Raw genomic sequence first — 26,709 nt, 5'->3', positions numbered from 1 at the left:
CGATTCAGCCGTCGGCGCCGGCGTCGTCGTCACTCTTCGTCTCGTTCGGCTCGCTCGTCTCGTCCGATTCCGTCGGCTCCGGTCGGTCCCCCATCCTCGCGGTTCTGAGGTACGCCTGTACGAGGACGGGCGCGAGGACGAGTGCGGCCCCGAGGGCGCTCACCGCGAGGCCGAGGTCGGCGAGTGTCCCGACGAGCACCACCGTGAACCCGATGGCGGCAGTCACCTGCAGTGCCGCCTGCCTGCGCTTGCCGACGACGAGGCTCCCGGCGGCGGCGACGACGAAGGCGAGACCGTAGATTGCGACGCCGAGCGTCGTCGGGTCCTGCCCGGCGAGGCTGGAGAGGCCGAACCCCTCCGAGAGGAAGAAGACGGCCCCGACGACCAGCAACACCCCCTGTACCAGCGTAGTCTGCTCTTCGATTCGCTCCATGGAACGGCCTTGGTCGTCGCCCCGTATGTACGAACCGGCCGCCGGTTATCAGGTTCTCGCCGGGGAGGGACCGACCGGGAGCGGTCCGACCCGGCGCCCGCCCGCGTCAGGGCTTGTCCGTCCCGTGCATCCACTCCAGAGCCGCCTCCAGCCCCTCCTCGTCGCGTATCTCGCGGAAGCGCTTCGCCGTCCCCGACTCCATGGTCAGCGCCCCGACGTACTCCTCGACCCGCCCGTAGCGCCGATAGCCCCCCGTCTCCTGCACGTCGTTTACCATGTCCTTCGCGATGGCGACGGCGGTGCTCGGCGTCTTGCGGATGTGGGCCAGTTCCTCCTCCACGGCGTCGGTCAGTCCCCCGTCGAGGACGACGTGGTTGACCAGCCCCATCCGTTCGGCCTCGCGCGCGTCGACAGTCTTCCCCGAGTACAGCAGTTCGCGGGCGTGTTTCAGCGAGTTCGTCACGAACGGGAGGACGAAGTTCGGCGGCGGTTCCCCGAAGTGCATGTCCGGGTAGCCGAACGTCGAGCGCTCGGTGGCGAACGTGAGGTCACAGCAGACGGCGAGGTTGCACCCTCCGGCCACCGCGGGGCCGTCGACGGCGGCGACGACGGGCAGTCGCGCGGAGAAGATGGCTTCGAGGTGCGTCCGCTGGTGGAGTATCTGGTCGTCCACCGAGCGGTGGGCCTCCTCCGCCCCGATGTCGTAGCCGGCGCTGAACGCCCGGCCCCGTCCAGTGAGGACCACCGCGCGGACGCCGTCCTCGTCCTCCGCGCGACCGATGGCTTCCTCCAGTTCGTCGAGGAGCGTCGGGTTCAGCGCGTTCAGCGAGTCGGGGCGGTCCATCGTCACCCACGCCGCCCCGTCCTCGACGCGGTACTCCAGACAGTCGTAGTCGGGCATGAGCGTGGCATCGTGACGCACTCACATATAGCGTCGGGGGCGAGGCCGGGAAGGGTCGAATCAGTCGAGTCGACGGGACTCGCCCGCGAGGAAGAGGGCGCCGCCGACGAGGGCGGCGATGCCGAGCCACAGCGCCACGACGCCGACGCCCGAGGCGACGAACAGGAAGCCAAAGCCCACCGCGCCGACGGCGTGCCCGATGCCGACGAGACGCTTCCCTCGTCGGAGGTACACGAGCGCACCGAGGGCGAACCCCGCCGAGAGGACGCCCGTCGAGAGGAGGAACGCCGGGAGGCGGACGCCCCCGAGGGCGACCCGTCCGAGGACCGGTTGGCCGAGCATCAGCAGGCCCGCGCAGGCGACGAACGCGCCGACGACGAGGGGCCACGGGTCGAGCGTCGAGAGGTCCGCGAGGCTGGTCGGCGGTCCCGGCTCCGCCCCGTCGGGGTCGAACTCCGCGTGTGGGTCGGGGTCCGGGTCCACGGTCCGACCCGCGGAGTCGCTCGCGCTCACAGCAGTCGGTAGCGCCCGCCCGTCTCGCTCACCTCCCCCCGGTGGCGGAGTTTCTCCAGCGCCGTCCGCACGTAGTCGGCGGGGACGCCGTTCTCCTCGGCGTGTTCGACCACCTCCGCCTCGGTGGGTCGGTCGAGGGCACGCAGGGCGTCGAGGACGCGGTCCTTCCTGCTCCCCGAGGACCCCCGTCCCCGTCCCGCGCGCTCCCCTGCGGCGGCCACCTCGTCGGCGTCCAGCCCCGCGCGTTCGAGGTACTCCTCGTCGTCCATCCCGGCCTCGTCGGCCGCCTCGTCGATGTCCGCGAACGACCCCACCTCGTTGTACGCCGCCTCGTTGCCCCCGCGCTGGGCCAGCAGGCGCGCCCGCGCCTCGCGGGCCGCGTCGACGTCCTCGCTCCGGTAGAACGCGCGGAGCTTCTTGAACTGCGAGCGCCGGCCACACCGCGGACAGCGCGTCGTCTCGGGCCGTCCCTCGACGAGTTTCAGCGCACCGCAGTCCCGACAGCCCACCACCGTGTACATACCCGGACTACCGGTCGGACGGCCCTGAATCCACCGAAGGCTTAGGGTGTTGCCGAGAGACACGGTGCCATGGACGTGTTCACACGCGCGGACCGGGAGGTAGTCGAAGTGACCGACGGCGTCTACCTCGCACAACTGGTGTCGGGCGAGGCGATGAGCGCCCAGTACTTCCGACTCGAACCCGGCGCCAGCCTGCCCGAACACAGCCACGAACACGAACAGACGGGCTACGTCACGACGGGCGTCCTCACTCTCGTCGTCAACGGCGAGGAACGACGCGTCGGCGCCGACGACGCCTACCTCATCCCCGGCGACGAACCCCACGCCGCCGAGAACCGCACCGACGGGCTGGTCGAGGGGGTCGACGTGTTCTCGCCGCCGCGGGACCCCTCGGACCACCCGGTCTGAGATGACCACCCCCGCCCGCCGCGGACGGCGGGCGCTCCTCGTCGCCCTGGCCCTGACACTGACCGTCGTCCTTGCGGGGTGTAGCGCACCCCTGGGGTCTGACCCGGGAGGTGATCCCCCGACGGTCACGCCCGCGTCCGTCCCCTCGGACGTCCCGGGCGGGCCGAGTCGGGCGATGGAACTCGTCCCCGGCCTGACGAGCGAGGGCGTCGCCAGCCCCGTCAGACTCGCCGAGGCCCACCGCGAGCGACTGGCGGGGACGACGTTCACCCGCCGGGTCACCGAGACCATCACCGGTCCGTCGGGACCGCTCCGGACGACGAACGTGACTGTCCGGGCGAACCTGGCCGACTTCGCGTTCCGCTACGTCCGGACCCAGCGGGCCGCCCCCGGGTACCCCGTCCGCGCCTCGACGCCGCTCCTCGACGTCTGGAGCAACGGGAGCCACACGCTGAGCAGGGTCGGCATCGGCGACGACGCCCGCTACCGCTCCGAGCGCGGACTGGCCTACGGCGAGGCGGTGACGGGTATCACGGGCAACGAGGCGGTCATCTCGACGCTGTCCGCCTTCGAGGTGCGCGTCGAGGCGGTCGACGGCGGGTACCGGCTCACCGCGTCGGGGGCGACCCGACCGGACGGCCTCCGCCCGCCGACGCTCACCCGGAACCTGACGAACGCGACGCTGTCGGCGTTCGTCACGGGCGAGGGGCTGGTGCGGTCGTACCGGGTCGAGTACGACGTGGCCCTCGACGGCCGGCGGCTACACGTCGTCGAGACCAGTCGCATCACGGGCGTGGGGTCGACGTGCGTCGACCGGCCGGAGTGGGCGACGGAGGCGGCGAGAAACGGGAGTGGCGGTCGCGACGTGCCGGGCCGGGGGGACCCACTCGGCGTGCGCGTCGGCGACCCGTAGCCGAGCGCGGCCGCTCGGGGCAGGTGGCGCGAAAGAGAGAGGTGTCGAAGGCGGAGACGGGGTTCGCTTACGCGTTGTTGCGGATGTGCTCTGCGACCTTCTCGGCGAACTCGCTGGTGGCGAGTTTCTCGCCGCCGTCGATCTGGCGCTCGATGTCGTAGGTGACCTGCTTCGAGGAGATGGTCGCCTCGAGGGCGTCGCGGACGAGGTCCGCGGCGTCGGTCCAGCCCATGTACTCGAGCATGATGCGCCCCGAGAGGATCATCGCGCTGGGGTTGACCTTGTCCTGCCCGGCGTACTTGGGTGCCGAACCGTGGACGGGTTCGGCGAGGATGCGACCGTCGCCGATGTTGGCGCCGGGTGCGATGCCGAGGCCGCCGATCTGTGCGCCGGCGGCGTCCGAGAGGTAGTCGCCGTTGAGGTTGGGCATCGCGAGCACGTCGTACTGCGAGGTGCGCGTGAGGAGCTGCTGGAGCATGTTGTCCGCGATGCGGTCGTTGACGACGACGGTGTCCTCGGGGGCGTCACCGTCGCGCTCCTCCCAGAGGGTGTCTTCGGTGATGACCTCGTCGCCGTACTCCTCCTCTGCGACCTCGTAGCCCCAGTCTCGGAAGGCGCCCTCGGTGAACTTCATGATGTTGCCCTTGTGGACGAGGGTGACCGAGTCGCGGTCGTTCTCGAGGGCGTAGTCGATGGCCTTGCGGACCAGCCGTTTGGTGCCGAACTCGGTGATGGGCTTGATGCCGATGCCGACCGGGCCGTCGTGGATGGTCGAGTCGAAGCCCATGTCCTCCTCGATGAACTCGCGGACCTGCTCGACGCCCTCGCTGCCGGCCTCCCACTCGATGCCGGCGTACACGTCTTCCGTGTTCTCACGGAAGTTGACCATGTCCATGGCCTCGGGGTTCTTGACCGGCGAGGGGACGCCGTCGAGGTGGTAGGTCGGCCGCATGTTCGTGTAGAGGTCGAGCTTCTTGCGAAGCGCGACGTTGAGGCTGCGGAAGCCCGCGCCGACGGGCGTCGTCAGGGGGCCCTTGATGGCGACGTTGAACTCCTTGATGGCCTCGACGGTGTCGTCGGGGAGGTTCTCGTCGTACTTCTCGCGTGCGCTCTCACCGGCGTAGAGGCGCATCCAGTGAATCTCGCGGCCGGTCGCCTCGGCGGCCGCCTGGAGGACGGTCTGGGCGGCGGGACCGACGTCCTGCCCGATACCGTCACCGTAGATGATGGGGATGATGGGATTGTCGGGGACCTCCAGTTCGTCGTTCTCGGCGTCGGCTACCGTTATTCGCTCGCCCTCCTCCGGTACCTCCACTTTCTCGTAAGACATAGGTGGAAATCCCAGCGTCACGCTAAAAGGTCTGCCGTTATCCGACAGTCCGCAAGTATTGCGGCACCGTCGAGCGGTACCGAGGGGACTCACCGGGAGTTAAGCCGGCACCCCGACTCGCCCGTATCATGTACGTCATCGCACACGGCGGCGCGGGCGGCCCCGTCGAGGAACCCGAGTCGCAACAGGCGGTGCTCGACGAAGCCGTCGCGGCGGGCGAGTCGGCGGCGACGCCCGTCGAGGGCGTGGTGGCGACCGTACGCGTCCTCGAATCCTCCCCCCGGTTCAACGCCGGCGTCGGCGGGTCCGTCCAGTCCGACGGTATCGTCCGCACGGACGCGGGGATGATGACCGATGACCGGCGGGTGGGGGCGGCCTGCTCCATGCCCGGCGTCGAACACGCCTGCGAGGTGGCCCGCCTCGTCATGGAGGAGACGCCCCACGTCTGCGTCTCGGGCGTCCACGCCGTCGACCTCGCGGACGCCTTCGGTGTCGAGGTGGGCCGCGATCTCCTGAGCGACCGCACCCGCGAGCAGTGGGCCGACGAGGACCCGCCCGCCCGCGACGATATCCGCGCCCAGTTGGAGTGGCTCCGAGAGGACTTCGGGGGCGCGCCGGAGGGCGACGGGGCCGAACACGACCACGACACCGTCGGCGCAGTCGCCACGGACGGCGACACCGTCGCCGCGTGTACCTCCACGGGCGGGCGCTGGCGTGCCCTCGCCGGGCGCGTCGGCGACGTCCCGCAGGTCGGCTCCGGGTTCTTCTGTACGCACGCCGGCGGGGCGAGTGCGACGGGGGCCGGCGAGGACATCGTCCGGGTCACCCTCTCGCGTCGGGCCGTCGACCACCTCGAACTCGGTCGGGACCCGCAGACGGCCGCCGACCTCGCCATCGAGGAGTTCGAGGACATCACCGACTCGTCGGCGGGGGTCGTCGTCATGGACAACGAGGGACGCGCCGGGAGCGCGTTCAACTCCGAGGCGATGCAGACCGGCCGCGCCGCGCGGTCGGAGTAACCGACGCCGACGGAAGCGAACTGGTCATCAGACTCTCGAACGGCGACGGCGTCTGGGTCGGTCAGCCAGCGTTCGTGCGCGAGAACCACGCCATGGCCGTCGCGGACGCCGTCGCTGCCGTCGCGAACCGCCGCGTCTGAGACGGAATCGAGGGCGCTCAGTCCTCGTCTTCGTCCCGCACGTCGTCCGCCCGGACCGCGTGTCCCGACACCACCACCGGGCGATACCGGTCGTCGGATCCGGTCGCCCCGGAGAGGCGGTCGGCGGCGGTCATCGCTCGTCCGCCTCGTCGGCCACCGACCCCTCGTAGTCGAGTGGGTCGCTCTCGAACGGGCGGTCGGGCGCTCGCTCGCGGGCACGGCGCATCAGTTCCCCGTGGGTGTTGCGCGCCGCCCTCTCGGCGGGACGACACTGCTCGTAGGTGGCGTCGGGGTGCAGCGTCCAGCGCTTGCAGTCGTCAGCGAGCATCACGTCGCTCGGGTCCAGTTCGTCGAGGAGCGCCCGCGGGCGGTCGTAACATCCGTGGACGTCGCCGACGACGTAGATGTCCTCCCACGCGCTCGCGTCGACGGGGTGGTGGTGCGCGGCGACCTCGGTGTGGAGGTCCGCGTCCGAGGCGCCCCGTTGGGACGGGGGTCCCCCCGACTGCCGTTCGTGCGCGGTGACGGCACCGGCCGAGGTACGGTCCGTGTCCATTCACCCCCTCGAGGCGTCGCGGGAGATACTCTGTTGCTAAGTGCTCTCTGGAGCGCTATGTACCCGTCGTGTGACGCCCCGTCGCACGACACGGCGCGGGGGCCCGCGCGGACCCGCGCACCGAGCAAAACCCATAACCCCCGGTCGGTCCGAGAGGCACCATGAGCAGCGTGGACCTCACCGACGAACAGTACGAGAAACACCGCGAGGCGGGCGAGATTCTGGCAGAGGTGCGCGACGACGCGGCCGAGATGGTCGAGGTCGGTGCCTCCCATCTGGAGGTCGCCGAGTGGGCGGAAGAGCGCATCCGCGAACTGGGCGGCGAACCCGCCTTCCCGGTCAACATCAGCATCGACCACGAGGCGGCCCACGCCACTCCGAGCGTCGGCGACGAGTCCACCTTCGGCGAGGAGATGATCAACCTCGACATCGGCGTCCACGTCGACGGCTGGCTGGCGGACACGGCCGTCACGGTCGACCTCTCGGGCCACGACGACCTCGCGGAGGCCAGCGCGGAGGCCCTCGACGCCGCCCTCGACGTGGTCGAACCGGGCGTCCACACGGGCGAGATTGGTGCCGAGATCGAGGACGTCATCGACGGCTACGGCTACAACCCCGTCGTCAACCTGACGGGTCACGGACTGGGCCACTGGCAACAGCACATCCCGCCGAACATCCCCAACCGCGCCGTCGAATCGGGGACCGAACTGGAGGTGGGCGACGTCGTCGCCATCGAACCGTTCGCGACCGACGGTGGCGGGAAGGTCGGCGAGGGAGCGACCGAGGAGATCTTCGCGCTCGAACGCGAGCGCTCGGTGCGCAACCGACAGGCCCGCGAGGCCCTCGAACAGATCACCGAGGAGTTCCGCACGCTCCCGTTCGCAACGCGGTGGCTGGACGTCGACCGCGCCGAGATGACCGTCCGCCGCCTGAAACAGCAGGGTGTCCTCCACGGCTACCCCGTCCTGCAGGAGGAGGAGGGTCGCCTCGTCAGCCAGAAGGAACACACCGTCATCGTCACCGAGGACGGCTGTGAAGTGACGACGCGTTCGCGGTAGGACCCGCCCGTCCTCGCGTCCGTCCCCACCCGACCGGTGAGCGACGCCACTCGACGGGTGGCGAGTGTCGAAAAACCGGTCCGCTCAGGCGTTGTTCATCCGCTGGCTCGTCTCGGACCCACAGACGCGGCAGCTACTGACCCGGTACGGCTCACGCGAGAACTGCGCGTTCTCTTTTTTCGTACTCTCGGTCAGTATCTGGAGGGACACCGAGTGGGGCGTCTCACGGCCACAGTCCGGGCAGTGTTCGTCCATGTCGTTTGACCGGTTCCGTGTCGCTTCCATCGCTCTCCGCTACCGACTACGGGGGTATAAAAACCCCATTCCGTTGAGATGCGTTCTCCGGCGAAATCGGCCGGTGTGAACGGTTTCCGTGTAGAATACGCGCATCTCCCGTGGAACCGTTCACAACAGTTGCTCCGACCGTTTCGGCCCGAAATCGGCGTCGAACGGCCACGTCAGTTAAGTAGGGGTCGACGGTCCGATGAACACGCTTACGCGGGCGGCCCGCGGCCCTCGGACCATGGACAGACTGTTCGCCCCGTGGCGCATCGATTGGGTCGAACGCGACGGCGAGGATGGTCCCGAACCGGGGGAACCCGACTGCGTGTTCTGTCGACTCCCCGAACGGACCGAGGACCGCGAGTCCCGCCTCGTCGCCCGAAGCGACCACGCGTTCGTCCTCCTGAACAACTACCCCTACAACCCCGGCCACGCGATGGTCATCCCGTACGACCACACGGGCGACTACCGCGACCTGTCGGACGAGGTGCTCCTCGACCACGCGCGCCTGAAACAGCGCACGTTCGACGCCGTCGAGGACGCCCTCTCCCCGCAGGCGTTCAACGCGGGCTTGAACCTCGGTGGTCCCGCCGGGGGGTCCATCGAGGACCACCTCCACACGCACGTCGTCCCGCGGTGGGGCGGCGACACCAACTTCATGCCCGTCGTCGCGGACACGAAGGTCATCGTCGAGGCGGTGGCGGACACCTACGACCGCATCCACGAGGCGTTCGCCGCACAGGCGGGGACGACGGTGGCCGACTCGGGGGCCGTCCGGGTGGAGTAGACGCGACTCGAATCGAGGTTTCGAGGCGTCTAACGCCCGCATTCGACGGATAAACGCCGAAGCGACTTTAGGGGCCAGTCGCATAGGAGGGGTCATGGACCGCGTCTCCGCCCTGCGTCGCGTCGGCCTCGTCGTCCTCGGGGTCAACGTCGTCCTCGCACTGGCGAAAGGCGCGGTGTACCTCTCGACGGGCAGTCTCGCCGTCGGGAGCGAGGCGGTCAACAGCATCGCCGACGGGGTGTACAGCCTCGTCATCGTCGTCGGCCTCTACCTTACGACCCAGCCGCCGGACACGGACCACCCGCACGGCCACGAGCGAATCGAACCGTTCGTCGCCCTGTTCGTCGCCGTCGGCGTGTTCGCCGCGGGTGGGGCGGTGCTCTGGCAGGCGGCGCAGGCCGTGCTCTCGGGCGGGACGACGCGGGCCGGCCCCGTCGCGATGGCCGTCCTCGCCGGGTCGGCGGCCGCGAAGTACCTCCTCTTTCGCTACTGTGCCCGGATGGCCGAGACCTACCACTCGCCGGCGCTCCGGGCGACGGCCCTCGACAACCGCGCGGACATCCTCACGGCGGGTGCGGCGCTCGTCGGTGTCGTCGGCGCGTCTCTCGGGGTTTCCGTCCTCGACCCTCTCGCGGGTGGCGTCGTCGCCCTCGGCATCCTCTACACGGGCGTCGAAATCGCCCGCGACAACGTGGGCTACCTCGTCGGACGCGCGCCCTCCGAGGAACTCACCGACGACATCGTCGAACGCGCGCTCGCCCACCCCGAGGTGAAGGGCGTCCACGACGTCGTCGCCCACCACGTCGGCCCCGAGGTGGACGTGAGCCTCCACATCGAGATAGAGGGCGAGCGGACGCTCAACGAGGCCCACGACATCGAGACGGACGTCGTGCGGCGCATCCGCGAGATTCGGGAGGTCGACGACGTGTTCGTCCACCTCGACCCGCGGGAACTCGGGGAGTGGAAGGAGGGTGACGAGGGGGGCGTCCCTCGGGGTCCAGACGGGCAGGGACAGCCCCCGAGGGCACCCCCGCACTCGCGCTCGAACAGTGGGCGCAACTGACCGCCCCCGTCTCACTCGGTCCTGACGGTGAACGCACTCGACCCGAGCGAGCGCTTCGAGACGGTGAGTATCCGGAGGATGTACGACGACAGCAGGACGTACGGCGAGAGGGCGACGACGTACGCCACGCTCACCCAGAGCAGTCGCGGCGCGATGCCGGGCACCGTCAGCGCGGGGAACTGGCCCGCGTCGATGGCCAGCAGGGTGTAGGAGGTGAACACGATGGTCGGCAGGGAGACGACCAGCAGGCCGAACGACAGGTTCCGCACCTCGCGCTTGAAGTAGAGCGTGGTGAAGTACTCGCGGCCGGTGGCGAAGAACGTCAGCAGTTCCGTGAGGTTCTCGAGGGCGGTCCGCTCGACCGACCTCAACTCCTCCTCGTAGTCGTACTGGATGCGACGGGCGGTGTATATCTGGTGGGCGTAGTCGTAGTCGAGGCCCGCCAGCAGGACGTTCGAGACCATCCCCTGGACGCCACGGACTCGCTCCTCGACGAGGTCGGCTTCGGCTTCGATGCCGTCGACGAAGGCCAGTATCTCCCCGTGGTGGTCGCCCGTGTCGGTCCCGGTGGCCGCCCGGAGTCTCGTCGCCTCCGTCCTGAGTGCCCGCAGGACGAACAGGAAGAACTCCCCGAGTTCGGCGGGGCTGACGCCCGTCTCGACGAACGCCTCCAGTTCGGACTGGAAGGCCAGCGACTCCTCTATCTGCTCCTGTTTGGTCCGGAGCGGGCCGAACTCCTGTGCGAGGACGGCGATGTTGATGGAGAGGACGACGGAGACGAAGAGGATGATCCCGCCGAGGAAGGTGTTGAACAACGTCTGGACGGCCCGCGTCTCGGAGACGAGTCGTTCCATCTCCAGTTCCCATACCGTCCCGGCCACGACGAGGACGACGAGGACCACGAACGAGAGGGAGAGGGCGACGACCCGCCGGTCACCGTCGAGCAGGAACCACCGCACCACCGGATGGTCGGTACCGTTCGCCGTCGTGGGGGCGGGGCGCGTCGGGGCCGCGGAGTCCGGTATCGTCGTCGTTGCCATTCGTGAGACGGTTCAGTTGGACGGCAGCGCGCCTAACCGCGCGGGCCGCAGGTGCAAGGCCGACGGGGTCTCAGTCGCTCTCCTCGTCCGTGGCGTTCGACGCGTTCGTCCCGTTCTCGGCACTGCCGACGGGGACCGTGAACTCCCGGCGGCCAGCGTTGGTCGTCAGCGAGAACGCCACCTCCTCGCCGGTCGTGACCTCGTCGCCGACCGCGTGTGCGGCGGTCCCCGACTCGCCGGCGGGCACGTCGAGGTCGACGGCGGTGGTCGACGCCGTGGGGGCGGTGACGTTGAGGCCCCCGAGGAGGCGCCCGTCCGTCGAGGACTCGTTGGCGACGGTGACGCGAACCTCGAAGGACCCGCCGGAGGGGACGCGGTCGGGGTAGTCGACCGCCTCGTAGGCGAGCGAGGGGACGGGGTCGGCGAGTGCGTCGCCGGTCTCCTGCGGGACGGCCCAGCCCGTTCCCGTGTCGCCGAGGGCGATGGCCGCACCCTGTATCGGGACGCCGCCGGGACCGGTGAACGCCACCCAGCCGTCGGACCGGGTGCCCCGAACGCTTTGTGTAGGATGAGATGTCTCTTTCACCGTCAGCTCACGGGAACAGCGACTCAGGGAGGTAGGCGGAGACCACCCAGTTGGGCGCGTCGACCACTTCGCTCACCTTGCAGTCTACCGCCACCGAACAGAGCATGTAGGCCTCCGCGCGGGTGAGGCCGCGGTCGGTGTGCAGGTGGTCGACCATGTGGCTGACGGCGAGGCGCGTCGCCTCCAGGAGGTCGTCGGCCACCCCGGTCGTCCCGTACATCGGTTCGTCGCGCCCGGTCGGGGTGAAGGGGCCGGTCGTCCGGAACTCGGGGTGTTCGACGGACCGGTCCGAACGGACGTCGAACCGGACAGTCACGTCCATCGGCGCCTCGATGCCCGTCACGCACACCTCGCCGTCGCCCTGTGCGCCGTGACAGTCCCCGATGGAGAACAGGGCACCCGGACACTCGACGGGCAGAGAGAGCGTCGCCCCCTCGGTGAGGTGTTTCACGTCGAGGTTGCCGCCGACCCGACGCGGGGGCGTCGTGCTGTGCGCACCCGTTTCGGCGGGCGCACACCCGAGGTTGCCCGGGAACGGGTCGAGGGGCACCTCGATTCCCTCGACGAACCTCCCGACGCCCCCGTCGAGGTCCCACCAGTGCATCCCGCCCTCGGGGAACTCCTCGGGGAGGAGGCCCATCCCGCGGTCGCCGGGGTAGAAGTACGTCACCCCCCAGCCGTGGTGCTCGAAGTCCAGTAGTTCGACTTCGAGGACGTCGCCCGGTTCGGCACCCCGGACCGCGACGGGACCCGTGAGGGGGTGGCCGGGGAACTCGCGGGACGTGAGATCGTCGACGGTCGAGTCGGGACCGAACGCGCCGTCGGCGGCGTCCCGGCACACGAACTCGACCACCTCGCCGGGGTCGACGGTGAGGACGGGGTCGAGCGAGTTGTCCCACTCGTAGTGGACGTGCGCGTCGCTGGCGTCGAGAGTGTGGTCCGGCGCGGGCGTGCCACTCATGCCCACGCTGGGCGGGGAGTGGTGATAAAAGCGAGTTCCGCGGCCGCGGACGCCGGTTCAGACCGGGTCGCCGAAACAGTAGACCCGTTCCGCGCTCGTGATTTCGACCTTCAGGAAGTCACCGGGTTCGACGCCGCGTTCCTCGGCGTTCGTGACGACGACCTGCCGGTAGGCCTCGTCGTAACACTTCACGGAGTCGCCTGTGCCCTGTTCGACACAGAGCACCTCGTGGGTCTCGCCGACCATCGACTCGTGGGCTGCCCCCACGACGTCCATCTTGAGTTCGACCATCTCCTTCGAGCGCTCTTTCTTCAGCGTCCCGCCGAGGCCCTTCATCTTCGCGGCGTCCGTGCCGGGGCGCTTCGAGAAGCGCGTGACGTTGACCTTCTCGGGACGGGTCTCCCTGAACAGCGCGAGGCTCTGTGCGTGGTCCTCGTCGGTCTCGGTGGGGAAGCCGACGATGAAGTCCGTCGAGAGCGTCCAGTGATCCAGTGCGTCGTCGAACGTCTCGACGACCTCCACGAACTCCCGGACCTGGTGCTGTCGGCGCATGTCCCCGAGGACGTCGTCGCTCCCCGACTGGACGGGGATATGGAGAAAGTTGTAGAGCTTCTCGTTCTCGGTGAACACCTCGGCGAGTTCCTCGCGGATGCCGTGGACGCCCTTCGGGTTCGCCATCCCGACGCGCACCCGGAAGTCGCCCTCGATGTCGCAGACCCGGTCGAGCAGTTCGTGGAGCTTTCGCTCTCCCGTGTCCCACCCGTAGACGCCGGTGTCCTGCCCGGTGATGCGTATCTCCTTCGCGCCCGCGTGGACCAGCGCGCGGGCCTTCTCGACGTTCTCCTCGACCGGCGGGGAGTCTATTTTCCCGGTCGCCTTCTTGGTGATGCAGTACGAGCAGTCGCTCATACACCCGCGGGCGATAGGGAGGATACCCACCACGCCGTCGAGGACGGGTTCGGAGTCCGGCGTCGGCGTCGGGCACTCGCCGTTCAACACCGCGTTCGGCACGTCGTCCCAGTGGAGGACCTGTGCGTCGACGCCCGCCTCGCGGAACTCCTCGCCCTGCGCGAGGGCCATACAGCCGGTGACGATGAGGTCCGCCGTCTCCTCCTCCAACTCCTTGGCCCGCGTGAGCATGTTGCGCTCCGTCTTCTCGACCACGGTGCAGGTGTTGAGGATGGCGACGTCCGCCTCCTCGACGCCGCCGGCGGGGTGGTGGCCGCCGTCTCGAAGCGCCTGCTCGATGTGGCGACTCTCACCCCGGTTGGCAGTGCACCCGTAGGTCTCGATGTGGTACCGGGCCATCGTTGGCCGAACTGGGTGGTCGGCGGGCAAAAGCGCGGCGTTCCGCGCGCCCGAGATGACGACGAACCGAACGTATTTGCGTTCAGATACGAATGCTCGAACGATGCCCTCCAGACGACGGTTCCTCGCGGCCACGGGAGCGACCGTGACGACGCTCGCGGGCTGCCTCGGCTCCGACGACCTCCCCGACTACACGATGCCCGACAGACACGGCCCGCCGCCGGACCCCGGGAAGCACGTCTTCGGGAGCGACGGGCGGTGGTCGAGTCGCGGCTTCGACGCCGCCAACACCCGCTGGGACTACGCGGGGACCGGCCCCGTCGACGACGCGGCGGTGCGCTGGCGACACCCCATCGCGCAGGTGGGGCGGCGCGCACCCACCGTGAGCGACGACCGACTGTTCCTCCCGGACGGCGACCGACTGGTCGCCCTCGACGCCGGGGACGCCGACGAACTGTGGACCGCGTCCGGAACCGCCCCACCCCTCGGGAAACCCCTCGTCAGGGAGGGCGTGGTGTACGCGGCCCTCGGCGACGACCTGCGGGCGCTGGACGCCGGGACGGGCGAGGTGCGGTGGTCGCGGTCGTTCGACGGACCGCTCACCGCTCCGGCCACCGTCGCCGGACGGGACCTCGTCGTCGGGGACGGCGAACGGGTACGCGTCCTCGACGCCGAGACGGGCGAGGAACGGTGGTCGCGACGGCTGTTCGGGGCGGTGAACTACCCGGCGCTGGCGGTCGCCGACTATCCGGTAGTGTCCACGGAGGCGGGCGAGGTGTGCGCGCTCGGCCACGACGGGAGGGGCGGCTGGCGGCGCTCCCTCCGGACGACGACCACCGCGCCCGTGACGATGGGCCGTGACCACGTCTACGTGGCGGGCGACGACGGCACGGTCCGAGCGCTCTCGTTCGGTGGGAAGACGGAGTGGGTCGCCCGAGGCGTCGAGGCGGGGCGGTTCGGCGTCGCCTACACCGACAGTTACGTGTACGCTATCGACGGCGATACGCTCCACGCACTCGGCAGCGAATCGGGCGACCGCCACTGGACGTTCGACCTCGGGGCGACGACTGGCGCCCCCACCGTCGTGGGCCACTCGGTGTACGCTGGCGGTGACCGACTGTACGGCCACCACCCCGAGGGCGACGGCCCGCGGTTCTCGCTGGACCTCGGCGGGACCGTCGGCCCCGACGTGACGTTCGGCGACGGCATCGTCTACGCCCCGGTGTCGACGGGGGACGGGGCGGAACTGGTCGCCGTCGAACCGCGCTGACTCACCCGACGGGTCAGCCCTCGCCCTCGGGGAACCCCTCAACGATGTCGACGCCCGAGGACGCCCCGATGCGGACCGCGCCAGCGTCGAACATCGCCGTCGCCTCCTCGTAGCTTCCGACGCCGCCACTCGCCTTGACGGGGAGATACTCGCTCATCAGTTCGACGTCCTCGACGGTGGCGCCCCCCTCGGCGAATCCGGTGGAGGTCTTGACCATGTCGGCGTCGGCGTCGGCGGCCGCCTGACACGCGCGGTGCTTCTCGTCGTCGGTCAGGAGCGCCGTCTCGATGATGACCTTCACCGGACAGGGGGTGGCGGCGACGACTTCCTCGATGTCCTCGCGCACCCGTTCGTCCTGTCCGGCCTTCAGGCGGCCGACGTTGACGACGAGGTCGAGTTCGTCGGCCCCGTCGCGCCAGACCTTCTCGGCCTCGCTCCGTTTGGCGTTGGTGGCGTTCTGGCCGTGCGGGAACCCGATTACGGTGGCGACCGTCGCCTCGGTGTCCACGTCGGCGACGTAACACGGCGGGATGCAGACGTTCATGCCGTGGGTCTCCGCCTCCTCGACGCACTGCTCGACGTCGGCGGGGGTCGTCTCGGGTCCGAGGACCGTGTGGTCGATGCGGGCGGCGAACTCGTCGCGGTTCATACCTCTCCCTGTGAGTCCTCCCACAAAAGGGGGGACGGTCGCGCCCGCCACGCGTCGCCGTGCCGAACTGCTCGCCGTCCGCGAGTCGTTCGCGTCAGTCGCTCCCGCGCCCGCGCTCGCTCGTGAGGCGGTTCAGGCCGTGCCACCCGCGCTGGGCGACGTACCGCCCGGCGCGAATCGAGAACCCGACGGGTTCGGCGGCGAACTTCGCGGCGTAGCTCCGACTCTTCGCTTCGACCTGCGCCAGCGTGTCGGGCGTGAGCAGTTCGTTGGTGTCGTAACAGTACACCGGCTTGCCCGTCTCCTCGACGATTTCGACGGACTGCCAGTGGGAACTCTCGACGAAGAGATTGGCGTCGGTCGAGGCGTACACCTCGGCCTTGTACTGGCCGTGGTCGCCCGCCTCCCGGCGGGCCTCGGCGCTCGGGTGGTCCATCATGACGAGTTCGTCGTACTCGATGCCGTGTTCCGCCAGCCACGCCTCCGTCTCCTCGCGGTACTGTTCGAGTCGGCTGGTGACGAGCCAGCCGATGCGCTTGCTTGGGACGACCTGCGGGTCGACGGTCCTGACGAACTCCCGGTAGCGCTCCCCATCGTCGTTCTCCTCGTCGGTCGGGTCGCGACAGAGCACGCCGTCGATGTCCACACAGAAGTTCTGCAGGAGGGGGTGGTGCATCAGGTTCCACTCGAAGACGCGCTTGCGCTCGACGACGGCTCCCCAGTGGTCGACGTGCTGGTAGCCCTCGGGGGAGATGTAGATGGCCGCGTACTCGATGTCGTACGGCAGGTCCTCGTCGCGGATGCGGCCCTTCGTGTCGCGCATCTGCCGGCCGCTGGCGACCGAGTCGTCGATGACGAGGACGCGGTCGACGTCCGCGAGGCGCTGGCCCGCCTCGAATCGGTAGCCGGACTTCAGGATTCGACCCTCGACGAGCCCGTCCACGTCGGTCATCGGGCGGTCGAGGTGGAGGCAGAGCAGGTTCGCGGCCAGCAGGCCGCTCCGGGGGATGCCCACTACCAGGTCGATGTCCTTCGGGAGCCGGTGCGCCAACCGACGCGCCTCGGCGTTCAGATCGGCGACACTTCGGTAGTTCATTGTCCCCTCTGACGGCCGGTAGCCCTATTGGTATGGCCTGATTTCGAGGGGTTTCCTCGGAATAACACGGAGTTTCGCACCGACTAATGGCGATTCAATGATACCACGACACGGCGGTGAAACACACACGCCTTTGGGGCGGCACCGCGAGTCACCGGTATGCTCCTGCAGGTCCTGCCGGAGGGGTTCGCGCTCCCGCCCCTGCCGTACCTCCTGATCGTCCTCGGCGCGGCGGGTCTGGCGGTGCTCGCACTCGTCCTCGCCGACCCGTCCGTGACGGAGGTGACCGTCGTCGCCTTCGCGCCGTGGATGGTCGCCGGGGCGACCCTCTACGCGCTCAACCAGGTCGGCGTCGTGGTGGACGTCCTCGCCCCCCTGTTCGGGTCGCCGACAGTGTACGTCACCACGTTCTCGCTCATGGGGTTCCTCTGGGGGGTGGCGTCGCTCGTCGGGCGCGACCCCCGGTTCTCGACGGTGGTCCTCCTGCTCGGCGGCATCGGCCTGATGAGTTCGGTCCTCGGTCTCGCGCTCGTCGTCGGCCTCTCGCGGCCGCCCTTCCGCGTCCTCTGGCCCGCCATCGGGTTCGCGGTCGCCGTCGCCCTGACGGGCGTCGCGTGGATGGTCCTTGGGGCGCTCCGACCGCGTGCCACCTCCATCACGGGGATGGCGGGTCTGCTCGCCGTCTTCGGCCACACCCTCGACGGCGTCTCGACCGCCGTCGGCGTGGACGTACTGCACTTCGGCGAGCAGACCCCCCTCTCGGCGGCCATCATCGAGGTCGGCGCCTCGCTCCCCACCGCCCCCTATCTCGGGACGGTGTGGCTGTTCGTCCTCGTGAAGGTGGCGCTGGCGATGGGCGTCGTCGTCCTCATGGCCGACTACGTGGAGGAAGCCCCCCGCGAGGGGTTCCTCCTGCTGGCGGGCGTCGCCGCGGTGGGCCTCGGCCCCGGCGCCCACAACCTCGTGCTGTTCTCCATCGCACAGACCGCCGAACCGTCCCTCCTCGCCCCCCTGCTCTCTCGATGACCCTCCTCCTGCACGCCGGTCATATCACCGCTCCGCCGCCGGTCGTCCGCGTCGCCATCGCCATGGTCGCGGGGTTCGTCGCCAGCGTGGTGATGGGCCTCCCCATGCGTCGCCTCTCCGAGGGGATGGTCCCGCCGTACACCGCGGCCTCCATCCTCTACGGCAAGCCGCCGGCGAACCTCTCGGACGTGGAGGCGCGCTCCGCCCACTACGCCGCCGGCATCCTCGCGGGCGTCCTGTTCGTCCTCCTCGCCGTCGCCGCCGAGGCCGTCGTCCCGCCGGTCCGGGTCCTGCAGGGCGGCCTCCCCCTCTCCTCGCACCTGCTGGCTGGCGTCGGCGTGTTCGCCGTCCTCTACGGCTTCTTCGGCCACGTCGTCCTCCCGCGGTTCGGTCGCGAGAAGCGCGAGGTGGCGGGGACGGTCCGGCGCCACTGGGCGGTGTCGGCGGCCGTCTACGTCCTCGCCCTGTGGGTCCTCGTCGTCGTGGTGACGGTGCTGGTGTACTGATTCGTCGTCCCGCCGAAACACCCAACCCGCCCTCGCGCGTGAGAGCGGACGTGCAGACGGCCCTCCTCTTCGACCTCGACCTGACGCTGGTCGAGTACGACCCCGCAATCCCCGGCATCTTCGCCACGACGTGCGAGAGCCTCGACCTGCCGGCCGACGAATCGACGCTGGCGCGTTTCGGGAAACGCGTCGGCGCTCGGTTCACCGCGTTCCGAGGCGACCCCTTCGCCGCCGCGGTCCGCGAACTCGCCAACGAGTTCGGGTGGTCGGTCCGCCCCGAACGCTTCGCCGCGCGCCTGAAGCGGGCGGAACTCGACGCGATGTACGTCTCCGAGGGCGTCCACGACGCACTGGGGACGCTCGCCGCGGACCACCCAATAGCGGTCGTCACCAACGGCTACGGCCCGGTTCAGCGCCGAAAGCTCGACTACGCGGGCCTCTCGCGGTTCGTTGACGTGGTCGTCACGCCCACGGAAGTCGGCGTCGGAAAGCCCGACCCGCGACTGCTCCGAGCGGGGGCCGACGCCCTCCCCGCGGACCGGTACGTCGTCGTGGGTGACAGCGTCCGCGGTGACCTCGACCCCGCCTGCGAACTCGGCTTCGAGTGCGTCCTCGTCGGGAACGCCGACGACCGGGCGGTGGCCCGTCTCGACGGTCCCTCCGACCTCCACCGTCTGTCCGGCCTGCTCGACTGACCCCGCTCCCCGAGCGCCCGCCGCGAACCCGAGGGACTTTTCCTCACGCTGGCAGACCCCGACGTATGGCCAAACAGCCCCACATCCTCGCCGAGGAGGGCGACGTGAACGACATCGCGCTCATCCCCGGCGACCCGGGCCGCGTCGACCGCATCGCGAAGCACTGTGACGACGTCGAGACGGTCGCGGAGAACCGCGAGTACAAACTCGTCAACGCCACCTTCGAGGGCCGCGACCTCACCATCTGCTCGACGGGTATCGGCTGTCCCTCCGCCGCCATCGCCGTCGAGGAACTCTCGCGCGTCGGCGTCGAGACGTTCATCCGCGTCGGTACGACGGGCGCGCTCCAGTCGGACATCGACATCGGCGACATGGTCGTCGCGACGGGCGCGGCGAAGAACGAGGGCACCTCGAAGCGCTACGAGGCCGTCGAGTACCCCGCCGTCCCGGACTTCGACGTGCTCACGCAACTGGTCGAGAGCGCGGAGGAGAATGGAGAAGACGTGCACGTCGGCCCCATCGCCTCCGACGACGCCTACTACGCCGAGACGGACGCCTACGTCGAGGACTGGGAGGACGCGGGCATCCTCTCGGTGGAGATGGAGGCCGCCACCGTGTTCACCCTCGCCCGGCGCAAGGGCCTGCGCGCGGGGGCCATCTGTACGGTGGACGGGAACCTCGTCGAGGGGACCCAGAAGGGCGAGACGGAAGACGAGGAACTCCCCGAGAAGGCCCGCGACAACGTCGAGCGCGCCATCCGCATCGCGCTGACCGCAACGACCCACCTGTAGGCGGGTCCGGCGGGCCGTCGGCACCTCACCCCCGAGACGAAACGCCCATTGCCGCCGGACGTGGCCCTCGTGTATGTGCGGCAGGCGGGTGCGCGAGGCGTTCAGGCGACTCCGTCGCATCGAGCGACGCGAGGTGCGGGAGTTCCGCGTGTGGCTCGAACACACGCGCAACCTCGTCCACCTCTCGGTCCTGCTGTTCGTCCCGCTGCTCATCGCGCTGGTGACGGCCATCTCGAACGCCGTCCCCGCGTTCTCGTTCCTGCTGTTCCCGCCGCTCGCCTCCGGTACCTACACCCTCTTCGCCAACCCGTCGGGGCGCTACTCCTCGCCGACGCGGTTCGTCGCGGGCCTCACCGTCGGGGCGGCCTGTGGTTGGGTCGCCTTCGAGGTGGGGCGGGCGTTCTCCCCCGTCGCGCCGATGAGCGTCGACGTGGCGGGGGCAGCCCTGTCGGTGTTCCTCACCGCCGTCGTCACCTGGGGATTCGACATCGAGGAACCGGCGGCGTTCTCCAGCGCACTGCTGGTCCTCGTCGCCGACATCCCCGGGGACGCCCCCCAACCGTTCGGCGTGTCGGGACGCTCCATCTACGTGCTCAGCATCGCGGCGTCGAGCGCCCTCATCGCGGCGGCGTTCGTCCTCTGGCGTCGGAAGTTCTACCGGGAGCGCGCCCGCTACCTCTACCAGTCGACGAAGGGCGACGACCACGTCCTCGTCCCGTTGCGCGGCCCCGATCCGGACGAGACGGCGATGCTCGCCGCCCGCCTCGCGGCGGCCCACGACGCGGGGAAGGTGGTCCTCATGGACCTCGTGAGCGAGGAGACCATCGACGAGGCGAGTCGGGTGGCCGAGGGCCGGACGGACCCGGACGGCGAGGCGGTCGCGTCGGACGGCGGCATCCCGTCCGACGCGGGGGGCGACGTGGAGACGGTCGACGAGGCCGAACGGGAGGCGGCCGCCATCGTCGCCGACGACCTCGAGTCGCGGGCGGCGGCCATCCGGTCGAAGGTGGGCGTCCCCTGCGAGGTGGTCGTCGCCACCGAGGGGGCGAACCCCGCGGACACCGTCGTCAGGACCGCCCACGAGACCAACTGCGACCTCATCGCGGCCGCCTACGAGACCGAGGACGACCACCTCTCGGGGTTCCTCCGGGCACTGTTCGGGGGGGACGTCGACGTGGTCGTCCACCGCTCCAGCGGCGGCCGCCAGCGCTGGAAGCGCGTTCTCGTCCCCGTCCGGAAGGCGGGCGACACCGCCCACGAGATGGTGGACTTCGCCACCCGTCTGGCCGGACGCACCGGTCGGGTCGCGGTCTGTCACTGCATCGACAGCGAGTCCCGCCGCCGGGACGCCGAGGGGATGCTGGCGGACATCGTCGAGACGGTCAGCGCCGCCTGCGAGACGCGCGTCTCCCGGCAGGACATCGCGGACTTCCTCGATTCGAACGCGCCGAGTTACGACCTCGTCATCATCGGTTCGAGCGGCGACCGGACCGCCGCCTCGCGGTTCATCTCCCGCCCCACCTTCGAGCGCGTCCAGAACCTCGAGTGCGACGTGGTCATCCTCGACCGGAACTACCGGGGCTGAGCGGCGCGTCGCGCGCGCCGTGTCAGCATAGCTGTCTGTGCGGCGATACGTTCATCTCCTCGGGCGTCCTCTCACCCTTCCATGAACCGCACCGCCCGAGGAGCGGCCGCGCTGGTGCTCGCGGCCCTCGTCGTCTTCGCCGGGGTCGCCGTCACGTCGGTCGACTTCGCCGCCATGGAGAGTCAGACCGAGGCCCGATCGACCGTCGCCGCGAGCGCGACGAACGGCTCCGGTGCCGCCCTCGACGACACCCTCTCGCTCTACGTCGCCGAGGAGGGGCCGTTCGCTGACGCCGTCGCGGACGCCCTCGTCGCCGCGTTCGCCGCCGAGGGCGTCACCGCCACCCGCGTCGACTCGCTCGCGGGACTCGACGGCCCCGTCCTCGCCGTCGCCGTCCCCGACTACGGGTTCGACTACACGCCGTGGTCCTCGGAGGGGGCCGCGACGGTCCGGTTCGTCTACTCGTCGGTCGGCAACACGACGGCCTTCGAGGCGCACCTCGCGGGCGAGAACGGCGTCGTCGGCGACGAGTCGAACCCCTACGTGATGCTCGGCGACGTGTCGCTGACCGACCGCTCGACGGGGCTGATGTCGCTGCCGGCGTACGACCGCCACGTGACGGCCGCCACCGCAGACGAGACGGTCACCCGGTTCCTCGCAGAGGCCCGCGCGTCCCCGCGCTGACCCGGTTCACTCTCTCGGGTCGCCCCCGTCGTCCTCGCTCAGGAGGCGGTCGGCGAGGTCCTCCATCTCCCCGTCGCCCAGCGCGCTCCGGACGAGGAGGTGCCCGCCGATGACCGCGGGGCTGATGACGGAGTCCGCCCCCGCCCGCCGGAGTTTCTTGGTGTTCTCGCGGTCGGTCGCGCCCGCGACGATGCGGATGTCCGGGTTGAGTTCGCGGGCGGTGAGGATGGCGAGTGCGTCCTGTGCGTCGTCGTCGGTGGCCGCGACGAGCGCCCGGGCGCGTTCGATGCCGACGCGTCTGAGGGGTTCCTCGTCGCTCGGGTCGCCCGTGAACACCTCGAAGCCGCGATCGCGAAGTTCGACCGCGCGGTCCGTCGACCGGGTGACGATGACGGTGTCGACGGAGTCGGCACCGAGTTCTTCCAGTATCGGTTCGGTCAGGTCACCGAAGCCGACGACGATGACGTGGTTCTCGAGGAGGTCGATATCTGTGTCGCTCATGGTTCCGAGTGCTTTCTCGAAGCGCGCTTCGATGGCCGGGCCGAGCAGCGTCCCCAGTGCGATGGCGAAACTCGCCGTCCCGACGATGAGGTAACTGAGGCCGAACAGCCGTCCGACGGGGCTGGTTGGCGTCACGTCCCCGTAGCCGACGGTGCTCGCGGTGACGACGGCGTACCAGAGGGCGTCGATGGGGTTCGTGATGGCCCCCTCCGGGAACTCCTCGCGCAGGACCCACGACCCGGCGGTACCGTAGACGAGGCTGCCGACGAGTGCCCCCAGCGCGGCGAGTTGCCCCGTCGTCAACTGCGTCTCCCGGGTGAACACGCGGCGGTTGGCGAGGACGGCCGGAAAGCTCACCAGCGAGAGGACGACCAGCGGGAGCGAGAACTGACTCGCCTGCAGGACGCCCTGTATCGCCGTCACCGGCAGCAGTACGACCGTCATGTACCACCCGGTTCGCAGCCCCTGCCGGAGCGCGTACGCGCCGACGAGCATCAGGAAGCCCGTCATCGTCCCGGTGAACCCCGCGGTCTGCTGGATGGACTGGGGGACGACACCCGCCAGCGGACCCGGCAGGTCGAAGCCCGTCGCCGCGATGTTGACGACGCCCGTCGCGAACGAGAGCAGGGCGACGAGGGCGGTCAGGAGGACGGCGACGCGCGCACGCAGGAGGCGTGGCCGGTCGCCACCCCCGGTCGACTGTCGTCGTCCTCCCCGGTGTGCCATACCTCTCCCTGTGGTCCCCGGGGAGAAAAAACGGCTTCTTTCGGTCGATACCGGGACCCAATGCGTTCGGTACGCCTTTGTACGCAGATTCCCACCGCGGAACATGGCATCGTTCCCGCTCGAACTCGTCTACGGTCTCTATCTCGGCCTGCTGACGGGCGTCATCCCCGCCCTCGTCTCGTGGGTGCTGGGGTTCGTCGTCCGCTACCTCACGGGGGTGACCATCCCCGGGTTCGGCGTGGTCGTCCTCGGCCTCGCCATCGCGGGCGTCAATGGCGGGTTGCTCGCGCTCTCGGACCCGACGGTCATCGGGTCGGTCGGCACGGGCGTCCCCGTCATCGTCGGCATCGTCGTCATCGTGATGATGTCGCTGTACGCCCACGCGAAGGGCGACGCGATGGGGGCGTCGTTCCCCAAGCGCGTCTCGCTTCGCTCGATTCGCGAGCGCACCCTCTCTGCGGACGTCGTGGACCTCGTCGGCGGTCGCGGCGAGGTGACCGTCCGCGTCACGGGCGACGTCGGCGACATCGAGGGCTACCCGTCGCTCTCGCCCGACCTGCGGGCCTCGGTCCGGGGGGCGGAACTCACCCTCCCCGCCGACCTCCCGCTCTCGGAACTGGAGACGCGCTTCGCCGACCGACTGCGCGCCGACTTCGACCTCTCGGAGGTGGTCGTTCGCATCGACGAGCGCGGGCGGGCCACCGCCAGCGCCGCCCCGCCGCTCTCCGGCGTCTCGAAGCGCGTCCCGGAGGGAAAGCGGGCCGTCTCGGTCGAGACGCTCGTCCCCACCGGGGTGGCCCGGGGGGACGAGGTCACGCTCCTCACCCCGGGAGAGCGCGTCACCGGGACCGTCGTGAGCGTCGGGGAGGCCGCCGCCGGGGGTGACGCACCGGTCCCCGAGGCCACGACCGAGGCGGTCACCGATGGCGGCGAGGAGGGCGACGCGCCGCCCGCCCCCGCCCGCGTCGTCACGGCGACGGGCGGGGAGGGCCGACTCACCGTCGCCGTCGCCCGCCCCGACGCCCGCACCCTGCTCGGCGTCGAGACCGACCCCGTGGTCCTCGTGACTGCCCGCGGCACCCGTCGGGAGTTCGAACTGCTCTCGCTCCTACGGCGGGCGGGCCGACGCGTCAGGCGACTCCCCGTCGGCGAGGGGGTCCTCGACGGCGTGACGCTCGGGAGCGTCGGGGTCCGCGAGGCCTACGGCGTGGCCGTCATCGCGGTCCGCCACGGGGGGACCTGGCGGTTCGTCCCGCACGGCGACACCAGCCTTGAGGCCGGCGACGAGGTGCTGGCGGTCGGGACGGGCGGCGACCTCGAGACGTTCCGGGGGGCCATCGCGTGAGCGTCCTCCAGTCCACCCCGCTGGCCGAGACGCTGCTGGTCCAGGGGGTGCGCGTCCTCGGCATCGCGCTGCTCTCGGGAGCCACCGCGGGCGTCGTCGGCGTCCTCCACCGGGGGTACGCCCGCTCGCGCATCCCCGAGGGGCTCGCGGTCCTCGCGGGCGTGAGCGCCGTCGCCCTCGTCTTGAACACCAGCGCGGTCCTCGAGGGCGTCATCAACGAACCGGGCGCCGGAACGCCCGAAGCGGGGGCGATGCTCGCGAACGTCGTCACCTTCCTCGCCGCCGGACTGGCCGCGAGCGCCGGTGGCCGCGCGGGCGACGGCGTCGGCCACTCGCTGTTCTCGGAGGGGCCGGACGTCCGCCGCATCGTCGACACCGTGGGTCGGCAGGTGACGGTGACGCTCCCCGAGACCCTCGCGACCATCGAGGACCACGACCCCATCCCGCCGGAGACGAACGAGCGACTCGCGGGCGCGTCGCTGTCGTTCCCCCGGCGACTGACCGTCGAGGAACTCCACGACCGACTCGTCGCCCGCCTGAAGACGGACTACGGCGTGGGCTACGTCGACCTCGAACTGGCGGACGACGGGACGGTGGAGTACCTCGCCGTCGGCGGGCGGGTGGCGGGCCTCGGCCCGACGCTCCCGCCGGGGACGACGGCCGTCGCGGTCCGGGCCGACCCCGCGGGGACCGCCAGTCCGGGCGACCTCGTGCAGGTGTGGGACGAGGGGCCGGAACTCGTCACCACCGCCGAACTCCGCGGCGTCGCGGGGGACGTGGTGACGCTCGCCGTCGACGAGGGCGACGCGACCGACCTGTCGCACACGACGACCTACCGACTGCTGACGCTCCCCTCGCAGGCGCGCAACGACCGCGAGTTCGCCGCGCTCTTCCGCGCCGCCGAGGAGACGATGGCCGTCGTCACGGTCGCCGAGGGGAGCGCCCTCGACGGGATGGCGGTCGGGGCGCTCTCCCCCACCGTCGTCGCCATCCGGGTCGACGGCGCGTCGTCGGTCGAACCGACGCCGTCGCGCACCCGGACGCTCGCGGCGGGCGAGACGCTGTACGTCATCGGCCGCCCCGCCGTCCTCCGACGACTGGAGGCGGCGGCCGCCGGCGACGGCACCCCGCCCACGGTGGAACCGACGCCCGGCGACTGACTCCCGGCGGCCCTCGTGAGGTAGGTTCTTTTCGCCGGAGCCAGTACCCCCGGTATGCGCTGGAAACTCTTCGCGAACCTCGCAGAGACGGCCGGTGAGCGTGAGGTGGACGTGGACGTCGAACCGGGCGCGACGTTCGGCGACGCGATGGACGCTCTCTTCGACGCCCACCCGGAACTCCGCGCGGAGGTACTCGACGACGACGGCGAACTCCGCGAGCACATCCGCGTCCTCCGCAACTCCAAGAATCCCTTCGTCTCGAACGAGGGCTACGAGACCACGCTGGAGGCGGGCGACGAACTCGCCATGTTCCCGCCGGTCAGCGGCGGTTCCTGACGGGTCGATAACGATTTGTGGGGCGGGGTCGACCGTCGGGGTATGTCCTGGGTCGCCCGCACCTCCACCCAGCGACCCTCCGTGGTCGTCTGGGTCCTGTTTTGCTTCTGGGTGAACGGCTGGCTCGCCACGTTCGCCCTCACGCTCCTCGCCGGTCCGGACGGCCCCCTCCCGCAGTTCCTCCCCGGACAGGGGCTCCCGCGAGCGCTCGTCGGGAACGTCGTCAGCGTCTTCGCCCTCGCGTTCGTCCTCGCGGTCACCGCCGCGGAGGTCCGACTCGTCGTGCGATACCTCCCCGCGCTCGACACGGGGTCCGACACGCCCACGAGTCGCCGTCGGACCGCCCTCCTCACCGCACTCGGTCTCCCCGTGCTGGTGGCCGTCCTCACCGGCGAGACGGGCGTGGACCCCTTCACGGCCGTCGTGCTGGGGCTGCCGCTGCTGGCGCTCGCAGTCGAGTTCGTCGTCCTCGGCGTCTCCGGGGGCGCGCAGTCGGGTCCGACGGCGGACGGCGAGTGAC

At 70.3% G+C, this 26,709-nt stretch carries 31 protein-coding genes; 17 read left to right on the top strand and 14 right to left on the bottom strand.

The window, feature by feature from the left end; genetic code table 11:
• Positions 1-4: 4 nt before the first annotated feature.
• The 4 genes from NKG96_RS13330 to NKG96_RS13315 form a co-directional block, all read right to left on the bottom strand.
• Positions 5-433 (bottom strand): hypothetical protein, encoded by a 429-nt coding sequence (locus tag NKG96_RS13330; RefSeq protein ID WP_254535472.1) that lies wholly within the window; start codon positions 431-433, stop codon positions 5-7.
• A 106-nt stretch (positions 434-539) separates the two neighbouring features.
• Positions 540-1,334 (bottom strand): enoyl-CoA hydratase/isomerase family protein, encoded by a 795-nt coding sequence (locus NKG96_RS13325; protein ID WP_254535471.1) that lies wholly within the window; start codon positions 1,332-1,334, stop codon positions 540-542.
• A gap of 60 nt (positions 1,335-1,394) precedes the next feature.
• Positions 1,395-1,847, bottom strand: a complete 453-nt coding sequence (locus tag NKG96_RS13320) for a hypothetical protein (protein WP_254535470.1) — start codon at positions 1,845-1,847, stop codon at positions 1,395-1,397.
• Positions 1,844-2,368 carry a DUF5817 domain-containing protein gene (locus NKG96_RS13315; protein ID WP_254535469.1) on the bottom strand — a complete coding sequence of 175 codons (525 nt, stop codon included), beginning with the start codon at positions 2,366-2,368 and terminating at the stop codon, positions 1,844-1,846. The genes NKG96_RS13320 and NKG96_RS13315 overlap by 4 nt, the downstream gene beginning before the upstream one ends.
• Positions 2,369-2,437: 69 nt before the next feature.
• Between NKG96_RS13315 and NKG96_RS13310 the strand changes: the two genes are divergently transcribed.
• Entirely contained in the window at positions 2,438-2,776 is a 339-nt protein-coding gene (locus tag NKG96_RS13310) for a cupin domain-containing protein (protein WP_254535468.1), read from the top strand.
• 1 nt (position 2,777) lies between these two features.
• Positions 2,778-3,689: a hypothetical protein gene (locus tag NKG96_RS13305; protein ID WP_254535467.1), complete on the top strand. Its 912-nt coding sequence runs from the start codon at positions 2,778-2,780 to the stop codon at positions 3,687-3,689.
• Positions 3,690-3,756: 67 nt separating this feature from the next.
• Here the strand turns inward: NKG96_RS13305 and icd are convergent, their stop codons facing one another.
• Complete coding sequence (gene icd / locus NKG96_RS13300; protein ID WP_254535466.1) at positions 3,757-5,019, bottom strand: isocitrate dehydrogenase (NADP(+)); 1,263 nt, start codon at positions 5,017-5,019, stop codon at positions 3,757-3,759.
• Between the two features lie 128 nt (positions 5,020-5,147).
• Here icd and NKG96_RS13295 point away from each other — a divergent pair, with 128 nt between their 5' ends.
• A complete protein-coding gene (locus tag NKG96_RS13295) occupies positions 5,148-6,038 on the top strand; it encodes an isoaspartyl peptidase/L-asparaginase (protein WP_254535465.1) in 891 nt (296 codons plus the stop codon).
• Positions 6,039-6,308: 270 nt separating this feature from the next.
• On the opposite strand, the gene NKG96_RS13290 is transcribed toward NKG96_RS13295, so the two are convergent.
• A complete protein-coding gene (locus NKG96_RS13290) occupies positions 6,309-6,734 on the bottom strand; it encodes a hypothetical protein (protein ID WP_254535464.1) in 426 nt (141 codons plus the stop codon).
• Between the two features lie 161 nt (positions 6,735-6,895).
• On the opposite strand from NKG96_RS13290, the gene map reads away from it, so the two are divergent.
• Positions 6,896-7,792: a type II methionyl aminopeptidase gene (gene map / locus NKG96_RS13285; RefSeq protein WP_254535463.1), complete on the top strand. Its 897-nt coding sequence runs from the start codon at positions 6,896-6,898 to the stop codon at positions 7,790-7,792.
• A gap of 84 nt (positions 7,793-7,876) precedes the next feature.
• Here map and NKG96_RS13280 read toward each other — a convergent pair whose 3' ends face one another.
• Positions 7,877-8,077, bottom strand: coding sequence for a DUF7835 family putative zinc beta-ribbon protein (locus tag NKG96_RS13280; protein ID WP_254538175.1), 201 nt, complete (start codon positions 8,075-8,077; stop codon positions 7,877-7,879).
• 238 nt (positions 8,078-8,315) lie between these two features.
• Here NKG96_RS13280 and NKG96_RS13275 point away from each other — a divergent pair, with 238 nt between their 5' ends.
• The gene (locus tag NKG96_RS13275; RefSeq protein WP_254535461.1) at positions 8,316-8,861 is read left to right on the top strand and encodes an HIT family protein; all 546 of its coding nucleotides are present in this window, start codon (positions 8,316-8,318) and stop codon (positions 8,859-8,861) included.
• A gap of 94 nt (positions 8,862-8,955) precedes the next feature.
• On the top strand, positions 8,956-9,924 hold the full coding sequence (locus NKG96_RS13270; RefSeq protein ID WP_254535460.1) for a cation diffusion facilitator family transporter: 969 nt from the start codon (positions 8,956-8,958) through the stop codon (positions 9,922-9,924).
• 11 nt (positions 9,925-9,935) lie between these two features.
• On the opposite strand, the gene NKG96_RS13265 is transcribed toward NKG96_RS13270, so the two are convergent.
• From NKG96_RS13265 to NKG96_RS13250, 4 genes are all read right to left on the bottom strand, one after another.
• Positions 9,936-10,964: a DUF7972 family membrane protein gene (locus tag NKG96_RS13265; RefSeq protein ID WP_254535459.1), complete on the bottom strand. Its 1,029-nt coding sequence runs from the start codon at positions 10,962-10,964 to the stop codon at positions 9,936-9,938.
• A 70-nt stretch (positions 10,965-11,034) separates the two neighbouring features.
• Positions 11,035-11,550, bottom strand: coding sequence for a hypothetical protein (locus NKG96_RS13260; RefSeq protein ID WP_254535457.1), 516 nt, complete (start codon positions 11,548-11,550; stop codon positions 11,035-11,037).
• 7 nt (positions 11,551-11,557) lie between these two features.
• On the bottom strand, positions 11,558-12,511 hold the full coding sequence (locus tag NKG96_RS13255) for an acetamidase/formamidase family protein (protein WP_254535456.1): 954 nt from the start codon (positions 12,509-12,511) through the stop codon (positions 11,558-11,560).
• Between the two features lie 57 nt (positions 12,512-12,568).
• Positions 12,569-13,819, bottom strand: coding sequence for a tRNA (N(6)-L-threonylcarbamoyladenosine(37)-C(2))-methylthiotransferase (locus NKG96_RS13250; protein ID WP_254535455.1), 1,251 nt, complete (start codon positions 13,817-13,819; stop codon positions 12,569-12,571).
• 103 nt (positions 13,820-13,922) lie between these two features.
• On the opposite strand from NKG96_RS13250, the gene NKG96_RS13245 reads away from it, so the two are divergent.
• On the top strand, positions 13,923-15,089 hold the full coding sequence (locus NKG96_RS13245; RefSeq protein ID WP_254535454.1) for an outer membrane protein assembly factor BamB family protein: 1,167 nt from the start codon (positions 13,923-13,925) through the stop codon (positions 15,087-15,089).
• Between the two features lie 13 nt (positions 15,090-15,102).
• On the opposite strand, the gene deoC is transcribed toward NKG96_RS13245, so the two are convergent.
• Positions 15,103-15,738: a deoxyribose-phosphate aldolase gene (gene deoC / locus NKG96_RS13240; RefSeq protein WP_254535452.1), complete on the bottom strand. Its 636-nt coding sequence runs from the start codon at positions 15,736-15,738 to the stop codon at positions 15,103-15,105.
• 94 nt (positions 15,739-15,832) lie between these two features.
• Positions 15,833-16,834: an orotate phosphoribosyltransferase gene (locus tag NKG96_RS13235; protein ID WP_254535451.1), complete on the bottom strand. Its 1,002-nt coding sequence runs from the start codon at positions 16,832-16,834 to the stop codon at positions 15,833-15,835.
• A gap of 159 nt (positions 16,835-16,993) precedes the next feature.
• Here NKG96_RS13235 and NKG96_RS13230 point away from each other — a divergent pair, with 159 nt between their 5' ends.
• The 6 genes from NKG96_RS13230 (at position 16,994) to NKG96_RS13205 (ending at position 22,121) form a co-directional block, all read left to right on the top strand.
• Complete coding sequence (locus NKG96_RS13230) at positions 16,994-17,860, top strand: DUF63 family protein (protein ID WP_254535450.1); 867 nt, start codon at positions 16,994-16,996, stop codon at positions 17,858-17,860.
• Positions 17,857-18,366, top strand: a complete 510-nt coding sequence (locus NKG96_RS13225) for a hypothetical protein (protein ID WP_254535449.1) — start codon at positions 17,857-17,859, stop codon at positions 18,364-18,366. The genes NKG96_RS13230 and NKG96_RS13225 overlap by 4 nt, the downstream gene beginning before the upstream one ends.
• Positions 18,367-18,416: 50 nt before the next feature.
• Entirely contained in the window at positions 18,417-19,061 is a 645-nt protein-coding gene (locus NKG96_RS13220; protein WP_254535448.1) for an HAD family hydrolase, read from the top strand.
• Between the two features lie 65 nt (positions 19,062-19,126).
• Positions 19,127-19,852: a guanosine phosphorylase gene (locus NKG96_RS13215; protein ID WP_254535447.1), complete on the top strand. Its 726-nt coding sequence runs from the start codon at positions 19,127-19,129 to the stop codon at positions 19,850-19,852.
• Positions 19,853-19,925: 73 nt separating this feature from the next.
• A complete protein-coding gene (locus NKG96_RS13210) occupies positions 19,926-21,437 on the top strand; it encodes an HPP family protein (RefSeq protein ID WP_254535446.1) in 1,512 nt (503 codons plus the stop codon).
• Positions 21,438-21,518: 81 nt separating this feature from the next.
• Positions 21,519-22,121: a hypothetical protein gene (locus tag NKG96_RS13205; RefSeq protein ID WP_254535445.1), complete on the top strand. Its 603-nt coding sequence runs from the start codon at positions 21,519-21,521 to the stop codon at positions 22,119-22,121.
• 6 nt (positions 22,122-22,127) lie between these two features.
• On the opposite strand, the gene NKG96_RS13200 is transcribed toward NKG96_RS13205, so the two are convergent.
• Positions 22,128-23,348 carry an NAD-binding protein gene (locus NKG96_RS13200; protein ID WP_254535444.1) on the bottom strand — a complete coding sequence of 407 codons (1,221 nt, stop codon included), beginning with the start codon at positions 23,346-23,348 and terminating at the stop codon, positions 22,128-22,130.
• A gap of 103 nt (positions 23,349-23,451) precedes the next feature.
• Here NKG96_RS13200 and NKG96_RS13195 point away from each other — a divergent pair, with 103 nt between their 5' ends.
• The 4 genes from NKG96_RS13195 to NKG96_RS13180 are packed head-to-tail and all read left to right on the top strand — an operon-like array spanning position 23,452 to position 26,708.
• Positions 23,452-24,693, top strand: coding sequence for a TrkA C-terminal domain-containing protein (locus tag NKG96_RS13195; protein WP_254535443.1), 1,242 nt, complete (start codon positions 23,452-23,454; stop codon positions 24,691-24,693).
• The gene (locus NKG96_RS13190; RefSeq protein WP_254535442.1) at positions 24,690-25,853 is read left to right on the top strand and encodes a DUF8167 domain-containing protein; all 1,164 of its coding nucleotides are present in this window, start codon (positions 24,690-24,692) and stop codon (positions 25,851-25,853) included. The genes NKG96_RS13195 and NKG96_RS13190 overlap by 4 nt, the downstream gene beginning before the upstream one ends.
• Positions 25,854-25,907: 54 nt before the next feature.
• Positions 25,908-26,189 carry a ubiquitin-like small modifier protein 1 gene (locus NKG96_RS13185; RefSeq protein WP_254535440.1) on the top strand — a complete coding sequence of 94 codons (282 nt, stop codon included), beginning with the start codon at positions 25,908-25,910 and terminating at the stop codon, positions 26,187-26,189.
• A 42-nt stretch (positions 26,190-26,231) separates the two neighbouring features.
• Positions 26,232-26,708, top strand: coding sequence for a hypothetical protein (locus NKG96_RS13180; protein WP_254535439.1), 477 nt, complete (start codon positions 26,232-26,234; stop codon positions 26,706-26,708).
• Position 26,709: the final 1 nt, after the last annotated feature.

This window comes from Halomarina litorea (genome assembly GCF_024227715.1).
Lineage (GTDB): Archaea > Halobacteriota > Halobacteria > Halobacteriales > Haloarculaceae > Halomarina > Halomarina litorea.
The sequence above is the reverse complement of the archived record's forward strand: the minus strand, read 5'-3'. Positions and strand labels throughout refer to the sequence as shown.